Here is a 20,488-nt window from a genome sequence, read left to right on the forward strand (position 1 = left end):
GCGCTGTGCGTCGCCTGCCAGCACGAGCGCGCACCCTCGGAGCCGACAACGAACAAGGGGGAGCGAGGATCGTGGACGATCTCGTGGTGCGCGCCGAGGGACTGCGCAAACGCTTCGGTACGACGCAGGCGCTCGACGGGGTGGACCTGGCCATGCGCCGGGGCACGGTGCTCGGCGTGCTCGGGCCCAACGGAGCCGGCAAGACGACCGCGGTGCGGGTGCTGGCCACCCTGCTGCGCCCGGATGCGGGCACCGCGTACGTGGCCGGCATCGATGTGCTGCGCGAGCCGCAGAAGGTACGCCGCCGGATCGGGCTGACCGGCCAGTACGCCTCGGTCGACGAGGACCTGACCGGCACCCAGAACCTGGTCCTCATCGGCCAGCTGCTCGACCTGCCCACCCGGCAGGCCCGGCAACGCGCCGCCGAGCTGCTCGCCTGGTTCGACCTCACCGAGGCGGCCGGGCGGATGGCCAAGACCTACTCCGGTGGTATGCGCCGCCGCCTGGACCTGGCCGCCAGCCTCGTCGGCCGCCCGGAAGTGATCTTCCTGGACGAGCCGACCACCGGGCTCGACCCGGCCAAACGCGAGGACATGTGGGGCGTGGTGCGCACCCAGGTCGCGCAGGGCTCCAGCGTGCTGCTCACCACCCAGTACCTGGAGGAGGCCGACGCCCTCGCCGACGAGATCGTGGTCGTCGACCACGGCCGGGTGATCGCCCAGGACACCCCGGACGGGCTCAAACGCCGCGTCGGCGGCCAGACGCTCAGGGTACGCCCGGCCGACCCGGCCCGGCTGCCCGACGTGCTCGCGGTGCTCGACACGGTCGCCGCGCCCGGTATGACCGCCACCCCGGACACCGCCGCCGGATCCCGGCCCGGCGCCGCCTCGGTGCCGGTCGCCGCCGACACCGCCCTCGACGACGCGCTCCCGGCGCTGCGCCGCGCCGGCATCGAGGTCACCGAACTGGGACTGCACCTGCCCAGCCTCGACGAGGTGTTCCACACCCTGACCGGGACGAACGACGACACCACCAACCGCACGGGAGAACTCGTATGACCACCGCAGCGCTCGCCGAGGCGCCCCAGCTCGACACCCCGCGCGGCGGCTCGCTCGCGGCGCTGATCCGGCACAGCGCCGCGCTGGCCAAACGCAGCCTGATCAAGACCATGCGTACCCCGGAGGCCCTGCTCGACGTCACCCTGCAGCCGGTCATCTTCCTGCTGATGTTCACCTATCTGTTCGGCGGCGCCATCGCCGGCAACCGGCACGACTATCTGCAGCTCCTGCTGCCGGGAATGCTCGGGCAGTCACTGGCGATGGGCGGCATCGCGCTGGGCCAGAACCTCAACGCCGACATCGAGAAGGGCGTCTTCGACCGGTTCCGCTCCCTGCCGGTGTCGCGCTCCGCGCCGCTGGTCGGCGCGGTGCTCGCCGACATCATCCGCTACCTCACCGTCTGCGTGGTGATGCTGACCTTCGGCACCATCATGGGCTTCCGGATCCAGACCGGCATCGTGCCCACCGTCGCCGCGATCGCGCTGGCCATCGGGTTCGGCCTGTGCTTCGGCTGGATCTCGGTCTGGGTCGGCATGCTGGTCCGCACCCCGGGCGCCGTGCAGGGCCTGATGTTCCTGCTGGTCTTCCCGCTGTCGTTCGGCAGCGACGTGTTCGCCCCGACCGACACCCTGCCCGGCTGGCTACAGGCGTTCGTGCACGTCAACCCGATCACCCCGATCGTCGCGGCGACGCGCGGCCTGCTGCTCGGCGGCCCGGTCGCCCAGCACCTGACGGTCACCCTGATCTGGATGGCCGGCCTGCTGGTGGTGTTCGTGCCGCTGGCGCTGCGCGCCTACAGCAAGCGCACCTAGCGTCCCGGCCGACGCGAACGGCCAAGTCAGCCCGGACGTCGCGACGGGCATGCTTGCCGGAAACCGGCACCGCGCCGATCCGGTCACGACCGGTTGCCGATCGGTAGCGGGGCTCGGTGCGCCGGCCGGGCCCGGCTCAGCACGGCAGTCGTCGGCCTGGCGGATGCGGCACGGTCGGCCGCAGTCGCCGGGCCGCATCACCGGCGAGGGCTAACCGGGGATCAGGTGATCTCCCGCCGGCGCCGGTTCCGGGGCAAGGTGACGCTTGAGCTTCTCGCCTTCGATGTCGACGTCGGGCAGCACCCGGTCCAGCCGGCGTGGCAGCCACCACGCGGAGCGGCCGAGGAGCGTCATGACGGCCGGTACGAGGATCATGCGGACGACAATGGCGTCGAACACGATCGCGATGCCGAGGCCGAACCCGATCGATTTGGTGATCGCCTCGGGGGCGAGCATGAATCCGAAGAACACGCTCATCATGATCAGCGCCGCGGCGGTGACGATGCGGGCGCCGTGGGTGAAGCCGCTGATGACCGCGTCGGTGGGTGCGGCGCCGTGCACGAAGTCCTCGCGCATCCGGGTCACCAGGAACACCTGGTAGTCCATCGCCAGGCCGAACACGATACCGATCAGCAGAATCGGCAGGAAGCTGATGATCGGGCCGGTCTGGTCGACGGCGAACAGATCCGTCAGCCAGCCCCATTGGAAGACCGCGACCAGCGCGCCGAAGGTGGCGGCCACCGACAGCAGGAATCCGAGTGTCGCTTTCAGCGGCACGAGCAGGGAGCGGAACACCAGGACGAGCAGAACGAACGCGAGACCGACGATCAGGATCAGATACGGCAGCAGCGCGTCGGCGAGTTTCTCGCTGACGTCGAGGTTGAGTGCCGTGGTGCCGGTGACGCCGAGGATCCCGTCGAGGTCGCGGACCGTGTGCACGAGGGTCTCGGTGGCGGGTGCGTCCGGAGCGCTCCTGGGGATGACGGTGAGTACCGCGGTGTCACCGGCGTGGTTGACGACTGGCGGGGTGACCACGGCGACGTCGTCGATGGCCTGGATGAGCCGGACGGCGGGTTTGGCGGCGGGGCCGTCGACGACCACGGTGAGCGGGCCGTTGAAACCGGGACCGAAGCCGTCGGCGAGCAGGTCGTATGCCTTGCGCTGGGTGCTGTCGGGCGACGCGCCGCCCTCGGTCGGCAGGCCGAGGCGCAGATCGAACGCGGGGATCGCGATGACACCGAGGCCGATGGCGCCGGCGAGCACGGCGATGACCGGGCGGCGGACGATGGCGCCGATCCAGCGGCTGCTCAGGGTCGTTCCGGCGGTGTGGGTGCGGGTCTTGCCCGGCCTGATCCGGTGGCCGGCGAAGCCGAGCATGGCCGGCAGCAGTGTCAACGCGATGACCACGGCCACGGCGACCGTGCCGGCGGCGGCCAAGCCCATCTCGGTGAGGAACGGGATGTCCACCACGGTGAGGCCGGCCAGAGCGATGATGACGGTCAGGCCCGCGAAGACGACGGCGTTGCCGGCGGTGCCCGCGGCGCGGCCGGCAGCCTCGGGCCGGTCGTGGCCGGCGGCGAGCTCGGAGCGGTAGCGCGAGACGATGAACAGGGCGTAGTCGATCGCCACCGCCAGCCCGAGCATGGTGGCCAGCGTGGACGTGGTCGCCGAGAGGTCGCCGAAGTGGGTGGCGATGCCGATGCCGGCGACACCGGTACCGACGCCGGCGAACGCGGTCAGCAGGGGCAGCCCGGCGGCGATCAGCGAACCCAGCGTCATCAGCAGGACGATCGCGGCGACGAGCAGCCCGATGATCTCGCCGAGCGGCACGTGCTCCTCCTGGGGCGCGATGCTGCCGCTGATCTCGACGGTCAGGCCGGCGTCACGAGCCGTTCGTACGGCGCTGTCGACACCGTCGCGGGCGGCCTGGCTCAGGTCGGGTGCCGCCACGGTCCAGGCGGCCTGGGTGTATCCGACCGTGGCATCGGGGTTGAGGGTCTGGGACCGGTAGGGGTCGGTGACCGAGGCGATCTGTGGTGCGGCGCTGAGTGCGGCGATCATCTTCCGTACCGCCGTCCTGCTCCCGGCCGAGGTCAGCGTCTGTCCATCCGGCGCGGCGAACACCAGCCGCGCCGACGCCGTCGATGCCGGCGTCTGGCCCGCGGCCTGCGGGAAGCGCTGTGCGAGCAGGTCGGTGGTCTGCATGGCGGGGATGCCGGGGATGGTCAACGTCGACGAGTACGGCCTCTGCAGGGCGGCCATGCCGGCGATGGCGGCGACGAGGAGGGTCAGCCAGGCAAGCGCCACCGCCCGGCGGCGACGGAACGAGAACCGGCCGAGCCGGTAGAGCAGGGTAGCCATGCGGTGATCTCCTGATCGGATGGGGACACCCCACGATCTCGTCGATCAGGCCGGAGATCGTCGTCCGGCCGCAGACGGCGGTTACTGCGAACGCAGTAACCGCACCCCGCGACCGGTACTGCGCCCGGACGACGATGTGAGGCTCGCGCGCCGCCTACGGTGATCAGGTGAGAACAACAGGCCTCCGGCGCAGCAAGCTTCTGCACCTCGTTCTCGCCGGCGGTGTCGTGGTGTTCGCCATGGTCAATGAGCGACAGTTCGGGGACGCCCATGCGGTCGCCGTCGCGGTCTGCGGAGTCGGTGTCGTGCTGGCGCGCCTGCGGTGGCCGGCGCCGGCGTTGGGCGCCGGCACCGCTGCGACCGCCGTGACGATGGTGGCCGAGCCCCTGTCACCGACATTCGTGCTCCTGCTCGGCCTGCTGATGTACAACGCGACGCTGCACACCACCCATCGCCGGTCCTGGCTGTACTCCATCGGGGTCTACACGCTGCTGCTCGCAGTGGGTTTGATCGCGCACCCTGATCTGTGGTGGAACGCCACCAGCGTGTTCACTCTGTTCGCCTGGATCTGTGGCACCGGCGCCATCGGCGACGCGATACGCAATCGCCGGGCACTGCTCACGGAGATGGCCGAACGGGTACGACAGGCCGAACTCACCCGCGATCAGGAAGTCCGCCGCCGGGTCATGGACGAGCGGCTGCGCATCGCTCGCGAGCTGCATGACGTCGTCGCTCACCACATCGCCGTCATCAACGTGCAGGCCGGCGCCGCGGGGCATGTCATCGAGCAGCATCCGGAACAGGCTGGTCCTGTGCTCGAGGTGATCCGGCATGCCTCCGACAACGTGCTCCGCGAGATCAGGTCGGTGGTCGGGGTGCTCCGCGATCCGGGTGACCCCGGCAACGCCGAACCCAGTCCCAGCCTGACCCGTCTGCCCGAGCTCGTGCAGGGGCTGACCGCGACCGGATTCCGCATCGACACGCACACCGACGGCGACCCGGCCGAGTTGCCGGCGATCGTCGACCAGGCGGCCTACCGCATCGCCCAGGAAGCCCTCACCAACGCCCACCGATACGGTGACGGCCAGGCGGAACTCGTGCTCGCCTACACCGGCGAGCGTGTGACCGTCGAGGTGACCAACCGGCTGGGACGGCCCCGCCCGGGAGGCTCCGGGTTCGGATTGCTTGGCATGCGCGAACGCGCCGCCGCCGTCGGGGGCAGCGTCAGCGCCGGACCGACCACCGATGGCCGGTTCCGCCTGCATGCCACCCTGCCCACCTCCTCCTACGAGCTGGAGAGCACGTCGTGACCATCCGAGTCCTGCTCGCCGACGACCAGGCGCTGATCCGCGCCGGCTTCAAGATGATCATCGACGCGGAACCGGGAATGCAGGTGGTCGCCGAAGCCGCTGACGGCCGCGAAGCCGTCGACCTGGCCCGCAGCCGGCGCGCCGATGTGATCCTCATGGACATCCGCATGCCGGTCATGGACGGTCTGGAAGCAACCCGGCGCATCTGTGCCGACGAATCCCTGGCCGGCGTCCGCGTCCTGATCGTCACCACCTTCGAGGACGACGACAACGTCGTACTGGCCCTGCAGGCCGGAGCCAGCGGCTTCGTCGGCAAGAACGTGGCGCCCATCGACCTGCTCGCCGCCATCCGTCTCGTCGCCACGGGCGAGGCGCTGCTCTCTCCCGCCGCCACCCGCGGGCTGATCGGCCGATTCCTGCGGAGTCTGCACCCGCAAACGACACGAACCACCGAGACGCTCGACGTGCTCACCGAACGGGAACGGGAAATACTGATCCTGGTGGCACACGGCCTGTCGAACGAGGAGATCGGCGCCCGGCTCTTCCTGTCCCCACTGACCGCCAAGACCCACATCAACCGCGCCATGACGAAACTGCACGCGCGCGACCGCGCACAGCTGGTGGTCCTTGCCTATCAGAGCGGCCTGGTGAGCCCGGGCGACGTACTGCCCGAAGGCTAGGCTAGGCGTCCAGGACGTGATGCAGCCGGCCCGGGTCCACCCGGGCCAGCGCCGTACCCGCGTCCAGGCCCCAGCCCGCCGCGTACGCCTCGGCGAACCCGTCCTCGCCCAGCGCCGCCCGGTTGCGCCGGGTCAGCTCGGCCACCTGCAACTCGGTCGGATCGTGCGCGCCACGCAGCCGGGCCGCCGCGCCCAGCAGCTGCGCCGACTCCCGCGGCCGGCCCAGCAGGTCCGCCAGCCCGGCCGCCCCCACCGCCACCAGCGACAGGATCGGCATGTCGCGGGTCTCCTGCGCCGCCGCATACGCCCGCACCAGCGCCTGCCCGGCCCGCACCGGATCACCCCGGCGGATCGCCACCGACGCCCGCACCCCCTCGACGATCACGGTGCCGTGGTCGCCGTTCATGAACTGCGCACCGTCGGCAGACATCCGCGAACCGGCCTGCTCGATCAGCTCCTCGGCCCGGTCCAGCTCGCCGAGCTTGACCAGCATCCCCGCCTCCAGGGCGTCGATCAGCAGCCGCATCTGCGGGAACGTGGACCGCTCGGCCCACGCCCGGGCGACCCGCATCGCGGCGCGCGCCTCGTCCAGCTCGCCGCGGCGCAGATGCAGGTCGGCCCGGCGCAGGTCGATGAAGATCTCGTCGCCCAGGTCCAGCGAGCCGAACTCGCCCGCCAGCGCCTTCGCCGTGTGCAGGTCGGCGAGCGCGCCGTCCAGATCACCCTCGTACTGCCGCAGCAGCGCCCGCAACGGCAGCGCGGTCGCCTGCCCCCAGCGGTCGCCGGCCGACCGGAAGCCGGCCAGCGCGCCCGCCACATCCGCGCGCACCTGCGCGATGTCGCCGTTGTTCTCCGCCACCTGCGCCCGGAACAGCCGCGCCAGCGCGGCCGCCCACCGGTCCGGACCGGCCACCAGCTGGTCCATCCGGGCCAGGGCGGCATCCGGCTCGTCGGCCATGTAGAGCACCACCGCCGACAGCGCGCCCACCATGCCCGGCAGCCGCGGGTGCGCGATCAGCCGCTCGGCCAGGTCGCGCATCCGCTGCCGCCGCTGTTCCGGGTTCTCCGGCGCGACCAGGTGATCCGAGCTGACCCGGTTGAGCATCAGCACCGCCTCGGCGCAGTCACGGATCAGCCGGTGGCCCTCCCCCGGCACCCGCAGCGCCTCGTTCAGCCAGAACGCGGCATCCACGTGCCGGCCGAACATCTGCCAGTACCAGCACAGATTCATCGCCAGCCGCAGCGCGCCGCCGGCGTCCCCGGCATCGCACAGGTGGCGCAGCGCGGCGAGCGCGTTGTCGTACTCGGCGCGCAGCACCCGCAGCGCGTCCAGCTGCTCGGCGCTGCGCAGCCGCGGATCGTGCTCGGCGACCAGGCCGGCCAGATGCTTCGCGGCCAGCCCGCGGACAGCGGTGAGCGTGCCCTGCCCGGCCAGCCGGTGGATGCCGTACTCGCGCAGCGTCTCCAGCATCCGGTAGCGCCCGCCGTCAGCGGCCAGCTGCAGCATCGACTTGTCGACCAGCGCGGCCAGCAGATCCGGGATCCGCGCGGCCGGCACCCGCGCGTCGGCGCACACCGCGGTCGCCGAAACGACCGTGACCCCGGCCGGCAGCACCGAGACCCGCTCGGCGAGCGCCCGCTCGTCGTCAGCCAGCAGATCCCAGCTCCAGGCGATCACCGCGCGCAGCGTCCGATGCCGTGGCAGGGCCGTCCGGCTGCCCGTGGTCAGCAGCCGGAACCGGTCGTCCAGCCCGTTCGCCAGCTCCCGCAGGCCGAGCGTACGCAGCCGGGCGGCGGCCAGCTCCAGGGCGAGCGGCAACCCGTCCAGGCGCCGCACCACCTGCACCACGTCGGCCACGGTCGACACGTCCACCACGAACCCGGGCAGCACCGCGGCGGCCCGCTCGGCGAACAGGCGCACCGCCGGGGCCGCCAGCGCCTCGTCCAGATCGGCCCGCTCCGGCACCCCGAGCGGCCCCAGCGGCACCAGCGCCTCGCCGTCCACCGCCAGCGGCTCCCGGCTGGTCGCCAGGATCCGCAGCGCCGGGCACCGCACCAGCAACGCGGTGGCCAGATGCGCCACCGCGTCGATCAGGTGCTCGCAGTTGTCCACGACGAACAGGCACTGCCGGCCGGCGAACTGATCCACCAGCACGTCCACGTCGCTGCGCCCCTCCAGCCGCAGCGACTGCTCGAAGATCGCCGCGGCGCGCAGCCCGGTCGCGGTCAGCACCGCCGCCGGCAGCTCGGCCGGCGCGGTCACCGAGGCCAGATCGATCAGCCAGACACCGTCGCGGTAGTCCCCGCGGCGCTGCCGCGCCGCCTGCGTGGCCAGCCGGGTCTTGCCGGCGCCACCCGGCCCGAGCACGGTGATCAGCCGCCCGGCGGCGAGCAGGCCGGCGATCCGGTCCAGATCCGCCTCCCGGCCGATGAAGCTGGTCAGCGGCTCCGGCAGGTTGCTCGGCGCCGGGCACGCCCGCTCCGGCGGGCCCAGCTGCGGTACGCCCGGGCGGCCGGTGGCGGCCGGGCCCGGCACGGCGGCGTCCCCGCCGGTGGCCGGTCGGGGGCCGCGGTCCCCGCCGGTGGCCGGGCCCGCCGTCGCGGCGCCGGATGCGGTCGCCGGCGGGCTCACGGGCGCTCCCGGGCCACCGCCGCCCGCCGGCCGGCCCGGGACGTCCGTGCCGCGCAGCAGGCGCAGGTGCCGTTCCCGCAGCGCCGCGCCGGGATCCGCGCCGAGCCGGTCGGCGACGTCGGCGCGCACCCGCTCGTACAGCGCCAGGGCGTCGGCCTGCCGACCCTGCACGGTCAGCGCGTCCATCAGCAGCGCCACCACCCGCTCGTCGAACGGGGGCTCCTCCAGCAGCCGGGTCAGCCGCGCCTCGGCCGCCTCGCACCGCCCCAGCAGCAGGTCCGCCTCGGCCAGATCGGCCAGCGCGGCGGTGACCGCCCGGCCCAGCCGCACGCCGGTCGCCTCGGCGACCACGCCGACCTCGGGCGCCACCGGCCCGCGCACCAGGCCGACCGCCTCATCCAGCAGCCCGGCCGCCGCCCCCGCGTCCCCGGCCCGCAGCCGCTGCCGGCCGCGCACGGCCAGCCGCTCGAAGCGGACCACGTCCACGTCGTCGCCGGCCACCGCGAGGCGGTAGCCGCTCTCGTCCTGGGTCACCGTGTCGGCGTCGCCGAGCACCCGGCGCAGCCGCGACACCAGCGACTGCAGCGCGTTCGCCGGGTCGGCCGGGCGCTCCAGCGGCCACAGCGCGTCCACCAGCGTCCCGGCGGCGACCGGCCGCCCGGCGGCCAGCGCCAGCCGCACGAGCAGCCCGCGCAGCCGGGCCCCGGGCACCGCCAGGCCGGCGTCCCCGCGGCTGACCCGCAACGCCCCGAACAGCTCGACCCGCAACCGGCCGGCACGCTCCCCGTGCTCGCTCACGGGTGCGATCCTCTCGCGCGGGCGCGGCCCGTACCAAACCGGTTGTCCGGGCCCCGCGCTGGGCGGCCGAACGGCAGGGCGCCGCCCCGGCGTCGCCGTACCCGCCCGCGGATGTCACCCGGCGGCCACCTGACGTGGATAGCGTGCCCCGCCGTGGCCAGTGTGGATCGTCGTCAGTTTCTGCAGATGTTGGGGATGCCGGCGGTCGCCGCCATGCCCGCGGGCCTCGAGAGGGCCCTCGCCATCCCGGCGAACAACCGTACCGGGTCGATCGAGGACGTCGAGCACGTCATCGTCCTGATGCAGGAGAACCGCTCCTTCGACCACTATTTCGGCACGCTGCGCGGCGTCCGCGGGTTCGCCGACCCGCACCCGGCGACGCAGCCGTCCGGCAGGTCGGTCTGGCACCAGCGCCACGGGGACGCCGAGCTGCTGCCGTTCCGGCCGGACGTGGCCGACCTGGGCGGCACCTTCCTGCCCGACCCGCCGCACGGCTGGGACGACACCCACGCCGCCTGGAACGCCGGCCGCTACGACCGGTGGGTGACCAACAAGGGCGTGCAGACCATGACCCATCACACCCGGGCCGACCTGCCGTACCACTTCGCGCTGGCGGACGCGTTCACGGTCTGCGACAACTACCACTGCTCGCTGCTCGGCCCGACCGACCCGAACCGCTACCACATGTGGACCGGCTGGGTCGGCAACGACGGCCGGGGCGGCGGCCCGGTGATCACGAACGCCGAGGCCGGGTACGACTGGACGACCTACCCGGAGCGGCTGGAGCGGGCCGGCGTCTCCTGGCGGGTGTACCAGGACGTCGGGCTGGGACTGACCGCCGCCGGCTCCTGGGGCTGGACGCCGGACCCGTTCATCGGCAACTACGGCGACAACTCGCTGCTCTACTTCCACCAGTACCGCAACGCCGCGCCGGGCACCCCGCTCGCCGACCGTGCCAAGACCGGCACCGAGGTCAACAGGCTGGGCCGTGACCCGGGCCAGCTGCTCGCCGACTTCCGCCGGGACGTGGCCGCCGGCACGCTGCCGTCGGTCAGCTGGATCGTCGCGCCGGAGGCGTACACCGAGCACCCGAACTGGGAACCGCACTACGGCGCCTGGTACGTCTCGCAGGTCATCGACATCCTCGCCGCGAACCCGGCGGTGTGGTCGAAGATGGCGCTGTTCGTGACGTACGACGAGGAGGGCGGGTTCTTCGACCACCTGGTGCCGCCGACCCCCGACCCGGCGCGCTCCACGGTCAGCACGGTCAACGAGATCTACCCGGGCGGCGACGGGCACCCGGCCGGGCCGTACGGGCTCGGCATCCGGGTACCGATGATCGTGGTGTCGCCGTGGACCCGCGGCGGCTGGGTGGATTCGCAGCTGTTCGACCACACCTCGCTGATCCGTTTCCTGGAGCGTCGCTTCGGCATCACCGAGCCGAACATCACGCCCTGGCGACGCGCCGTGACCGGCGACCTGACCGGCGCCTTCGACTTCCGGACCCCGAACCGCCGCCCGGTCGACCTGCCGGACACCACCCGGTTCCGGCCGTCCGACCTGACCCGCCGGCCGGACCAGGCGCCGGTGCCGCCGGCCGACCCGGCGCTGCCGGAGCAGGAGCGCGGGGTGCGCCCGGCCCGGGCCCTGCCGTACACGTTGCACGCGGACGCCCGCCGGACGGCCGCCGGGCTCGCCGTCGAGCTGCGCAACACCGGACGGGCGGCGGCGGTCTTCGGGGTACGACCCTCCGGCGCCGACCCGCTGTCCTTCACCGTCGCGCCGGGCAAGCGCCTGACCGGCACCTTCCCCGCCGGCGACGTCGAGGTGCACGGCCCGAACGGCTTCTACCGCCACTTCCGCCGCACGGCCGGCTCACCCGCCGTCGAGGTCCGGGCCCGCTACGACGAGCGGCACGACACCGTCCTGCTGGAGATCCGCAACACCGGCTCGACCCGGGTCGAGGCGACCGTCGCCGACCGCTACACCGGGCACGCCGCCACCCTCGCCCTGCGCCCCGGCACCGCCCGCACCTCGCAGGTCGAGGTGGCCCGCACCCACGGCTGGTACGACGTCACGGTCACCGCCGGCGAGACGGTCGCGCGGTACGCCGGCCACCTGGAGAACGGCCGGGACAGCATCACCGACCCGGGGATGGGCGGGTTGCTCTGATCCTCGCCAGCCGGCGCCGGGCGCGGGACCGCCGCCTGGCGCCGGCTGGCGGGGAGCCCTCCCGCGCATCGCCGGAGCCACCACTGATCGGTACCGGGGCGCCCGGGAAGCCCACCCGGCCGGGCGCCCGGATTGCGCGGCCGGCGGACCGGGTATGCGGTCCGCAGCGCCGATCTTGAGGGGGCCAGGCCATGACGACGCCGAACGCCGGCATCGAGCTGATCAGACTCAGCGACACCGACCGGATGATCGGCGACCCGGCCGAGGACATCCGCGGCCGCGCGGTGCACGACCGGGACGGGCACGACCTGGGCCGGGTCGACGACCTGCTGATCGACCCGGAGGAGGGCAAGGTGCGGATGCTGCGCGTGGAGCACGGCGGCGTCCTGGGGATCGGGGCGACCGCGTCGTGCGTGCCGGTGGAGGCGATCCGGGCGATCGACGACGACGTGGTGCACGTGGCCGAGCCGATGCAGATCGTGGCCGAGGCGCCGCGATACGACCCCGAGCTGATCGACGCCACCGCGTACTACGACGAGTTGTACCGGCACTACGGGTACGCGCCGTTCTGGAGCACCGGCTACGTCTATCCGGGCTACCCGTACTACCGCATCTGATCGGCCCGGTGCCAGGAACGCCAGAGCGCCGCGTACGACCCGTCGGCGGCGAGCAGCTCGTCGTGCGTGCCCAGCTCGATGATCCGCCCGTCGGCCATGACCGCGACCCGGTCGGCGTCGTGCGCGGTCTGCAACCGGTGGGCGATCGCGATCACGGTACGCCCGTGCAGCACCGCCGCCAGGGCGCGTTCCGCGTCGCGGGCGGCGGTCGGATCGAGCAGCGCGGTCGCCTCGTCCAGGATGACCGTGTGCGGGCCGGCCAACAGCACCCGGGCCAGCGCCAGCTGCTGCGCCTGCGCCCCGTCCAGCGGGTGCGCGCCCAGGTCGCGGTCCAGGTCGTCGGCCCAGTGCGCGCCGACCGTCGCCAGGGCGCGGCGCAGCTGGTCGTCCGGGACCGGCGCCATCAGGTTGTCGCGCACCGACTCGCGGAACACGTGGTGCTCCTGGGTGACCAGCACGACCTGGCGGCGCAGCAGCTCCGGGGGCAGGTCGGCGACCGGGACCCCGCCGACGGTGACGCTGCCGGCGGTGGGCCGGTCGACGCCGGCGAGCAGGCGGCCCAGCGTGGACTTGCCGGCGCCGGAGAGGCCGACGACGGCCAGGCGCTCCCCCGGCCGTACCGTGAGGTTGACGTCGTGCAGGACGTCGCGGCCCCGGTCGTACGCGAAACGCACGCCGCGGACCTCGATCCGGTCGTCGGCCGGCGGCGTCGCGGCGCAGGCCGGCGCCGCCGGCACCGCGGCCAGACCCTCCACCCGGGCGAACGACGCGCCCGCCGCCTGCAACTGCTCGATCCGGATCAGCAGCGAGTCCAGCGGGCCGACCAGCTGCCGCACGTAGAGCACGGCCGCGCCGACCGTGCCCAGGCTGACCCGCCCGTCCAGGTAGAGCATCCCGCCCAGCAGCAGGACCAGCACCACCGGCACCGCGTAGGAGATCTCCGCCAGCGGGAAGAAGACGCTGCGCAGGCCCAGGGTGACCAGCCGGGTGCGGCGGGTCTCGGCGATCGCCGCGTGCCCGGCCGCCAGCCGCCGGCCGGCCAGCCCGAACGCCTCCACGGTCCGCGCGCCCGAGGTGGTCGCCGCCAGCTCCTCGGCCAGCCACGAGTTGGCGTCGCCCTCGCGCAGGTAGGCGTCCCGGGCGCGGCTGAGGTACCAGCGGGTGACGAACCAGATGCCGGACAGGCCGAGCACCCCGGCCACGCCGAGCAGCGGGTCGAGCACCACCACCGCGACCATGATGAACACCATCTCCACCAGGCCGATCAGGATCCGCGGCAGCATGTCGCGCAGGGTGGTGGCGACCACGTCCACGTCGGTGGTGCCACGGGCGGCCACGTCGCCGGCCGGCACCCGCTCCACCACGGAGGCGGGCAGCGCCAGCGCCCGGCGCAGGAAGGTCTCCCGGATCCGGGCCGAGGTGCGTTCCCCGAACCGGTACGCGCACGCCAGCCCCACCCGCGACAGCAGCATCTGGGCGACCGCGCAGCCCAGCACGGCCAGCGCGAGCCGGTCCACCGCGTCCGGGCCACCCCCGGCGGCCACCGTGTCGATCACCCGGCCGAGCAGCCACGGCCCGCCCAGCGCGGCGATCGCCGCCAGCGAGTTCAGCAGGATCAGCGTGGCCGCCGCGCGCCGGTCGGCGGCGATCAGCCGCAGCGCGGCGCGCAGCACCTGCCGCTGTCCGGCGACCGGCAGCGCGGCGCTCACCCGTCCACCCCGAACACCCGGGTGACCAGGGCGCGGTAGCCGGGCTCGGCGGCCAGCAGCTCCCGGTGCGTGCCGGTGGCCGCGACCCGGCCGCCGACCAGGTAGTGCACGGTGTCGGCGCGGTCCAGCAGCACCGGTGACGTGGTCGCCACCACGGTGCCCCGGCCGGCGCGGGCGGCGGCCAGCCGGTCGGCGATCGCCGACTCGGTGTGCGCGTCGACCGCCGAGGTCGGCTCGGCCAGCAGCAGCATCTCCGGGTCGGCGTACAGGGCGCGGGCCAGCCGCAGCCGCTGCCGCTGCCCGCCGGAGAGGTTGCGGCCACCCCACTCGACCGGCCGGTCCAGGTCGGCGGCCACGTCGTGGGCGACCGCGGTGTGGATCGCGGCCCGGATCCGGCCGTCGTCCGGGTCGTGCCGGCCGGCCACCACCTCACGCAGCGGCCCGGCGAACAGGTCGGCGCCGTTCTCGGCGACCAGGATCCGGTCGCGGACCTCGTCGCGGGCGATCGTGTCCAGCCGGCGGCCGCCCCAGCCGGCCGCGGCGGGGGTGTAGCGGCCGAGACGGTCGAGCACCTCGATCGCGTCGGCCGGGCGGGCGCCGGCCAGCGCGGTCAGCCGGGCCGGCTCGGCGGTCACCCCGGACTCCGGGTCGTACAGCGTGGCCGGGCCCGGCGGCGCGGGGGCGCCGGCCGGGTCGTCCAGCGGCAGGTTCAGGAAGCCGGTGACGCGGCGGGCGGCGACCAGGCCGTACGTCAGGTCGAACCCGCAGAAGATCAGCACGCTGACCGGGACGACCAGCATCGCGGTGTAGCCGTAGACGGCCACCAGCTGCCCCACGGTGATCTCGCCGGCCGCCGCCATCCGCGCGGCCACCCAGACCACCACGGCCAGGAACACCAGCGGCAGCCCGTCCCCGAGCGCGCCGACCCAGCTGGCCGGGCGACCCACCCGGTAGCCCAGGTCGCGCAGGCCGGCGGACTCGCGCACGTAGCGCGCCAGGTGCACGTCGCCGCCGCCGAGGCCGCCGAGCACCCGCAGGCCGCCGACCACGTCGACCAGCCGGGTGTTGAGCGCGCCCTGCCGCTCCCGGTACCGCGAGCCGGAGCGCTGGGTGCGGCGCAGCAACGGCCCGACCACCGCGCCCAGCCCCGGCACCCCGACCAGCACGACCAGTCCGAGCGCCGGGGCGGTGTGGTGCAGCAGCGCGGCGATGACCGCGCAGGCCAGGATGGCGGCCCCGCCGATGCCGGCGGCGTTCATCGCCCGGCCGATCAGCCACACGTCGGAGATCCCGATGGTGACCACCTCGCCGGTGGTGATCCGGCGGGGCAGGGCGGCGCCGAGCCGGGTGGCGTGGGTCAGCACCAGGTCGGCGGTGCGCAGCGCGGCGGCGATCCGCAGCTTGGTCATGCTGCGGTGCCGCAGCACGCCGAGCCCGGCGCTGGTCAGCCCGATCGCCAGCACGGCCGCGCACCAGGCGAGCAGCGGGCCCGGGCGGCGCGGGCCCAGGCCGCGGTCGATGGCCTGGGAGATCAGGTACGGCATCGCCGCCAGGCTCACGAACCACAGCGAGCCGAACAGCGCGCCGAGCGCCACCCGGCCCCTGAGCCGTCGCGCCAGCCACCACAGGTACCGACCTGGTCCGCGCTCCACACCGGACATCCTGCCCACCGGGCCGGTGCGGCGGAACCGGTTTATCCGGTCCGCGTCAGTTCAGCGGGCGGCGCATCCGCAGGCTTCGGATGTGGTCGTCCTCGCGGGACAGATCGGCGCGGACCGTCTCCACCGGCTGGAACCCGCGGGAGCGGTAGAAACCGATCCCGGCGGCGTCGCCGAGAAACACCGACAGCCACACCTCGGTGCCGCCGGCCGCCCGGATCTGCTCGATCACCCGGTCCAGCAGCAGGGTGCCGAGCCCGCGGCCACGCTCACCCGGCTCCAGGTAGATCAGGTGCAGCTCGCCGACGCCGGGGGCGGTCAGCCCGCCGCCGGCCGCGCCGAGCAGCCGGCCGTCCCGCTCGGCGACCTGGTATCCGAACCAGCCCGGCGGGGCGGCCGGCACCTGCCGGGCGACGCGCTCGGCGCCGAAGTAGACCGCGACGGTCCGGTCGATGTAGCCGGCCGGCAGCAGCTCGTGGTGGGCAGCGCGGTACGCCGTGGCGCAGATCTGCGCGATCCGGGGCGCATCGACGCCGGTCGCGGGACGGGCAACAGCGGTCAGCGATGTTCCTGGCACGCCGCCCAGGGTAGATCAGCCCCGGCGCCGGGCACGCGGGCTGCTCGTCACGCGTCCCGACCGCGACCCGGCCGGGGCTGCCCGACGGGTGGCCCCGGCCCGGGGCGGTGCCGCCACCGGGCCGGGCCGCCCGGCCGGGGTCAGGTGAGCAGCTCGCTCAGCAGGTCGGCCACGCGGTCGGCGTCGGACTCCCGGGTGCGCCAGTTGGCGAAGGCGGCACGCACGGCCGGGACCCCGTGGTGCACGGTCGGCGTCAGGAACGCCGCGCCGGAGCGGGCCACGGCGTCGAGCAGGGCGGGCACGTCCCGGTCGACGGTGAAGCAGACGACGTTGAGGCGTACCGGGGACAGCAACCGCACGCCGGGAACCGCCGCGAGCCGCTCGCCCAGCCGGTGCGCCGCGGCGATGTTGCGGGTCACGATCTCGCGGTGGCCGGCGGCGCCGTAGGCGGCGAGGGCGAACCAGGCGGCCAGCGCCCGCAGCCGCCGCGAGTTCTCCGGGGTCAGGTGGAACAGGTCCGGGTCGCCCGCCGGGGCGGTGAGGTAGGCGGCCGAGTTCTGGAACACGGCGACCTGCAGGTCCCGGCGCCGGGTGAACTGCACCGCGGCGTCGTACGGCACGTTGAGCCACTTGTGCAGGTCGACGCAGACCGAATCGGCCAGGTCCAGCCCGGCGACCAGGTGCGCGTGCTCGCGCGACAGCGCGGCGAACGCGCCGAACGCGGCGTCCACGTGCAGCCAGAACGGGTGGCGTTCGCGCAGCGCGGCGATGGCCCGCAGGTCGTCGAAGTCGACCGTGTTGACGGTGCCCGCGTTGGCCACCACGATCGCCGGGCGACCGCCCAGCGCCGCCAGGGCGGCCTCCAGCGCCGCCGGGTCGACCGCCTCCCGGCCGGCCAGCAGCGGAACCGTCCGCAGCCGGTCGCGGCCGATGCCGAGCATGGACAGCGCCTTGTAGACGCTCGAGTGCGGGGCCCCGGACAGCACCACGACGTCGCCCAGCGCGGCCACGCCCTGCCGGGCCACGTCGACGCCGAGCCGCTCGCCGAGCCACTCCCGGCCGATCGCCAGGCCGACCGTGTTGGACATGGTGGCCCCGGTGACGAAGGTGCCGGTGTGCGCGTCGCCGAGGCCGAACAGCGAGCGCAGCCAGCCGACCGTCTCCCGTTCCAGGTCCACCGCCGACGAGTCCTGCCGGGTCACCGCGTTCTGGTCGAACGTGCCGGTCAGCCAGTCGCCGACCAGCGCCGCCGGGGTCGCGCCGCCGGTCACGAAACCCAGGTAGCGCGGCCCGGCGCTGCCGGAGAACCCGGGCGCCCAGCGTTGCCGGAACAGCTGCAGGGCGCCGGCCGCCCCGGCTCCGCCGGCCGGCAGCGGCGTCGGGGCGAAGTCCGGCACGGGGGCCGCGGCCGGCCGGGACGGCAGCCCGTCCAGCACCTCGGCGGCGTAGTCCCGGGCGGCGGTCAGCAGATCCGGCAGACCGGTCAGGTCGGCGGCGAGGCGAGCGTCCACCAGGGCACGGTAGGTCGCCCGGGGCCGGGCCGTCGCGGTCCAAAGCGGCGCGCCTGGCCTCGATCATCTCGCCGGCCCGCAGCGGGGCGGGACCCGCCCGGCCGGCGGGCGCCCCGGCGACCGGTCCGCCCGGCGGCGCGGTCCTCACGGTCGCCGACCGGGGCCCGGGGGTTCCCGCCCGGAGCGGCACGGCGCCTCCGGCGCGGTTCCACCGGGCTCGGCCTGGACATCGCCTGGCACGTCGCGGTGGCCTTCGCCATCGGCGGGCGGTCGCGGTCAGGCGGTGGTCACCGCGGAGATCCCGGGTCCCTGACCCCGCTTCGGTACGGCCGGTCCGCGCGCCGCCGGATCAGAGCAGTGCCGGGAAGGCCGCCCGCACGGCCGACCGGAGATCACCCATCGGCATGACCGCCATCAGTGCCTCGTAGGCGGCCATCGGCGACCCGTCCCCGGCCGCCACGTTGTACATCGTCTCGATCGCCAGGTGCTGGGCGACCGCGGCCTGCGAGCCGGGATGCGCGCCGGGCATGGGCAGCCCGGGCAGTCCGCGGCCGGTCTCGTGGCGGTCGGGCAGTTCGGTCCCGTCCCGCAGCGCGCGGATCGCGCGCGGCGCCCACGGCCGGTCGAGCAGGCCGGCCGCGCCGAGCAGCCGCTCGACGGCCCAGGCGGTCACCGCCCGGCGGAGCGGTTCGTCGGCGCGGGCCACGGCGTGCAGCAGCGCCGGGTCGGGCGTCGCCGCCACCGACCACCCGGCGGACACGGCCACCGCTGACCCGAGGTCGCCCCCGGCCGCCCAGCCGGCCGGGTCCTCCGCCGTGTCGGACCACTGCTCGTCGGTCCACTCGTCGTCATCCCCGCGCCGCTCCCGCAGCGCGGCGATCCGCTTCGCCAGCTCCGCGCGGCCGAGCGCCGGCTCGACGCCCTTGCGGTGCCAGTAGCCGGCGATCTCGCTGCCCCGCCGTACGATCCGGTCCGCATCGGTGACCGGCCAGAATTGCAGCAGGTAGCGGTCGATCGGCTGGTCGCCGAGCAGGGTGTCGCAATCGCGGCCGCGCTGCATGTCCGCGCAGCAGTAGCGCACGTGGTAGGTGCCGGGCGGCAGGTCGACCGGTCCCTCCATGCTGTCGAAACCGCGCAGCGCGAGGTCGTCGGAGGCGGTCGCGAAGGTCACCTCGACGATGTCCTGCCAGCCGTCCCCGGGATCCGCGGGCCGGTCGGTGTGCAGCTCGATCCGGACGGCGACCCGGCCGGTGTGCAGCCCGGTGCGCATACTGAGCCGGCCGGGCACGGCGGCGCCGCACAGCCCGTTGACCTGACCGCGGAACTCGTCGTCCAGCCCGGGTGGATCGTCGTCGCAGTCGCCGAGCGTGAGAAACCCGTAGTGCACGTGGATCGTGGTGTCCAGCAGCGTGTCGACCAGCATGGCGCGATCATCGCAGCCGGGTACGACATCCCGGTCCGGTTCGCGCGCCGCCGGGTCGGACGGCGGGGCGCGGCCGCATCTGCTGCCGCTCGGCGCGGCCCGCGACGGCGACCCGCGTCGTACGCCGGACCCGCGGTCGCCACGTCGGAGTGATTCGGCGTCGCGGGCCGCGCCGGGCGCCCGGTCCGGGGCGCCGATCCGGCAACCCGTGTCCTTCGTCGATCGTTTCGCAGCACGTGAGCCTAGCGATTCTGCTTTCCGCCGTCCTGCTGACGGCCCCGGTCCCGGCGGCGCGGGTCGATCCGGACCTGCACTGCACCGGCGATCCGGCGGCCAGCGCCCGCGCCGGGCGTACCCCGGTGCTGCTGATCCACGGCACCACCTCCAACGCCCGGGCGAACTTCTCCTGGAACTGGGTCCGGGCCTTCGACCGGGAGGGCCGTGCGCACTGCGAGGTGGACCTGCCGGACAGCGGCAACGGTGACATCCAGATCGCCGGGCGGCGGGTGGGGCACGCCATCCGCCACCTGTACCGCGCCACCGGGGCCCGGATCGACCTGCTCGGGCACAGCCAGGGCGGGATGATCGGGCGCTGGGTGCTGAAGTACCGGCCGGAGACCCGGCGGATGGTCGACGACTACGTGTCCCTGGCCGCCTCGAACCACGGCACGCAGGAGTTCGTGGTGCAGTGCGCGGTCACCCGGGTCTGCTCGGCGGCGTACTGGCAGCAGCGGGCCGGGTCGGCGTTCCTGACCGACCTGAACCGGGGGCCGCAGACCTGGCCGGGCATCGACTACACGCAGCTCTACACGCGCTACGACGAGATCATCCTGCCGTACCGGTCGTCGGCCCTGCCGGCGGCGCGCAACGTCAGCAACATCGCGGTGCAGCAACTGTGCCCGCTGGAGGCCGTCGAGCACTTCGGGATGGCCTACGACAACGCCGCCTGGCTGCTCGGCATGGACGCGATCCGGCATCCCGGCCCGGCCCGGCTGTCCCGGGTGAGCCGGGCGACCTGCGGATGGCCGCTGATGCCGGCGGTGGACCTGTTCCGCTTCCCGGCGAACGCGGCGGCGGCGCTGGCACAGAGCGCCCGCTCCATGCTGACCACGCCGCAGCTGACCGCGGAGCCGCCGCTTCGACGGCAATCACCTTGACCTCAACCAAGGG

Annotated in this window: 14 protein-coding genes; 7 read left to right on the plus strand and 7 right to left on the minus strand. The window is 74.3% G+C overall.

The window, feature by feature from the left end; genetic code table 11:
• Positions 1-71 precede the first annotated feature (71 nt).
• Together ACTEI_RS23875 and ACTEI_RS23880 are read left to right on the plus strand one after the other, a co-directional pair.
• Positions 72-1,058 carry an ATP-binding cassette domain-containing protein gene (locus tag ACTEI_RS23875; protein ID WP_122979698.1) on the plus strand — a complete coding sequence of 329 codons (987 nt, stop codon included), beginning with the start codon at positions 72-74 and terminating at the stop codon, positions 1,056-1,058.
• Entirely contained in the window at positions 1,055-1,870 is an 816-nt protein-coding gene (locus ACTEI_RS23880) for an ABC transporter permease (RefSeq protein WP_122979699.1), read from the plus strand. Before ACTEI_RS23875 ends, ACTEI_RS23880 begins: the two co-directional genes overlap by 4 nt.
• A gap of 210 nt (positions 1,871-2,080) precedes the next feature.
• On the opposite strand, the gene ACTEI_RS23885 is transcribed toward ACTEI_RS23880, so the two are convergent.
• On the minus strand, positions 2,081-4,231 hold the full coding sequence (locus ACTEI_RS23885) for an MMPL family transporter (protein WP_122979700.1): 2,151 nt from the start codon (positions 4,229-4,231) through the stop codon (positions 2,081-2,083).
• 167 nt (positions 4,232-4,398) lie between these two features.
• Here ACTEI_RS23885 and ACTEI_RS23890 point away from each other — a divergent pair, with 167 nt between their 5' ends.
• Both ACTEI_RS23890 and ACTEI_RS23895 read left to right on the plus strand, forming a co-directional pair.
• Complete coding sequence (locus tag ACTEI_RS23890) at positions 4,399-5,541, plus strand: sensor histidine kinase (protein ID WP_145830916.1); 1,143 nt, start codon at positions 4,399-4,401, stop codon at positions 5,539-5,541.
• Positions 5,538-6,221 carry a response regulator gene (locus ACTEI_RS23895; RefSeq protein WP_122979702.1) on the plus strand — a complete coding sequence of 228 codons (684 nt, stop codon included), beginning with the start codon at positions 5,538-5,540 and terminating at the stop codon, positions 6,219-6,221. The genes ACTEI_RS23890 and ACTEI_RS23895 overlap by 4 nt, the downstream gene beginning before the upstream one ends.
• Position 6,222: 1 nt before the next feature.
• Here the strand turns inward: ACTEI_RS23895 and ACTEI_RS23900 are convergent, their stop codons facing one another.
• Positions 6,223-9,651, minus strand: coding sequence for an AfsR/SARP family transcriptional regulator (locus tag ACTEI_RS23900; protein ID WP_122979703.1), 3,429 nt, complete (start codon positions 9,649-9,651; stop codon positions 6,223-6,225).
• A 111-nt stretch (positions 9,652-9,762) separates the two neighbouring features.
• On the opposite strand from ACTEI_RS23900, the gene ACTEI_RS23905 reads away from it, so the two are divergent.
• The gene (locus tag ACTEI_RS23905; protein ID WP_262384632.1) at positions 9,763-11,823 is read left to right on the plus strand and encodes a phosphocholine-specific phospholipase C; all 2,061 of its coding nucleotides are present in this window, start codon (positions 9,763-9,765) and stop codon (positions 11,821-11,823) included.
• A gap of 191 nt (positions 11,824-12,014) precedes the next feature.
• A complete protein-coding gene (locus tag ACTEI_RS23910; protein WP_122979705.1) occupies positions 12,015-12,440 on the plus strand; it encodes a PRC-barrel domain-containing protein in 426 nt (141 codons plus the stop codon).
• On the opposite strand, the gene ACTEI_RS23915 is transcribed toward ACTEI_RS23910, so the two are convergent.
• From ACTEI_RS23915 to ACTEI_RS23935, 5 genes are all read right to left on the minus strand, one after another.
• Positions 12,428-14,149 (minus strand): ABC transporter ATP-binding protein, encoded by a 1,722-nt coding sequence (locus tag ACTEI_RS23915; protein WP_122979706.1) that lies wholly within the window; start codon positions 14,147-14,149, stop codon positions 12,428-12,430. The two genes, ACTEI_RS23910 and ACTEI_RS23915, sit on opposite strands and share 13 nt — an antisense overlap.
• Positions 14,146-15,744 carry an ABC transporter transmembrane domain-containing protein gene (locus ACTEI_RS23920; protein ID WP_203723730.1) on the minus strand — a complete coding sequence of 533 codons (1,599 nt, stop codon included), beginning with the start codon at positions 15,742-15,744 and terminating at the stop codon, positions 14,146-14,148. The genes ACTEI_RS23915 and ACTEI_RS23920 overlap by 4 nt, the downstream gene beginning before the upstream one ends.
• A gap of 112 nt (positions 15,745-15,856) precedes the next feature.
• Positions 15,857-16,384 (minus strand): GNAT family N-acetyltransferase, encoded by a 528-nt coding sequence (locus ACTEI_RS23925; protein ID WP_164466065.1) that lies wholly within the window; start codon positions 16,382-16,384, stop codon positions 15,857-15,859.
• A 140-nt stretch (positions 16,385-16,524) separates the two neighbouring features.
• A complete protein-coding gene (locus ACTEI_RS23930) occupies positions 16,525-17,895 on the minus strand; it encodes a pyridoxal phosphate-dependent decarboxylase family protein (RefSeq protein WP_122979709.1) in 1,371 nt (456 codons plus the stop codon).
• Positions 17,896-18,244: 349 nt separating this feature from the next.
• A complete protein-coding gene (locus ACTEI_RS23935) occupies positions 18,245-19,318 on the minus strand; it encodes a hypothetical protein (protein WP_122979710.1) in 1,074 nt (357 codons plus the stop codon).
• Positions 19,319-19,554: 236 nt separating this feature from the next.
• Between ACTEI_RS23935 and ACTEI_RS23940 the strand changes: the two genes are divergently transcribed.
• Entirely contained in the window at positions 19,555-20,475 is a 921-nt protein-coding gene (locus ACTEI_RS23940; protein ID WP_239082507.1) for an esterase/lipase family protein, read from the plus strand.
• Positions 20,476-20,488 lie beyond the last annotated feature (13 nt).

The sequence above is a fragment of the Actinoplanes teichomyceticus ATCC 31121 genome (assembly GCF_003711105.1).
GTDB lineage: Bacteria > Actinomycetota > Actinomycetes > Mycobacteriales > Micromonosporaceae > Actinoplanes > Actinoplanes teichomyceticus.

What these genes read in the sequence shown, in the direction of transcription:
- ACTEI_RS23905 (WP_262384632.1), top strand. Translation starts at nt 9,763, where the DNA reads ATGTCACCCGGCGGCCACCTGACGTGGATAGCGTGCCCCGCCGTGGCC.
- ACTEI_RS23910 (WP_122979705.1), top strand. Translation starts at nt 12,015, where the DNA reads ATGACGACGCCGAACGCCGGCATCGAGCTGATCAGACTCAGCGACACC.
- ACTEI_RS23885 (WP_122979700.1), bottom strand. Translation starts at nt 4,231, where the DNA reads ATGGCTACCCTGCTCTACCGGCTCGGCCGGTTCTCGTTCCGTCGCCGC.
- ACTEI_RS23935 (WP_122979710.1), bottom strand. Translation starts at nt 19,318, where the DNA reads ATGCTGGTCGACACGCTGCTGGACACCACGATCCACGTGCACTACGGG.
- ACTEI_RS23880 (WP_122979699.1), top strand. Translation starts at nt 1,055, where the DNA reads ATGACCACCGCAGCGCTCGCCGAGGCGCCCCAGCTCGACACCCCGCGC.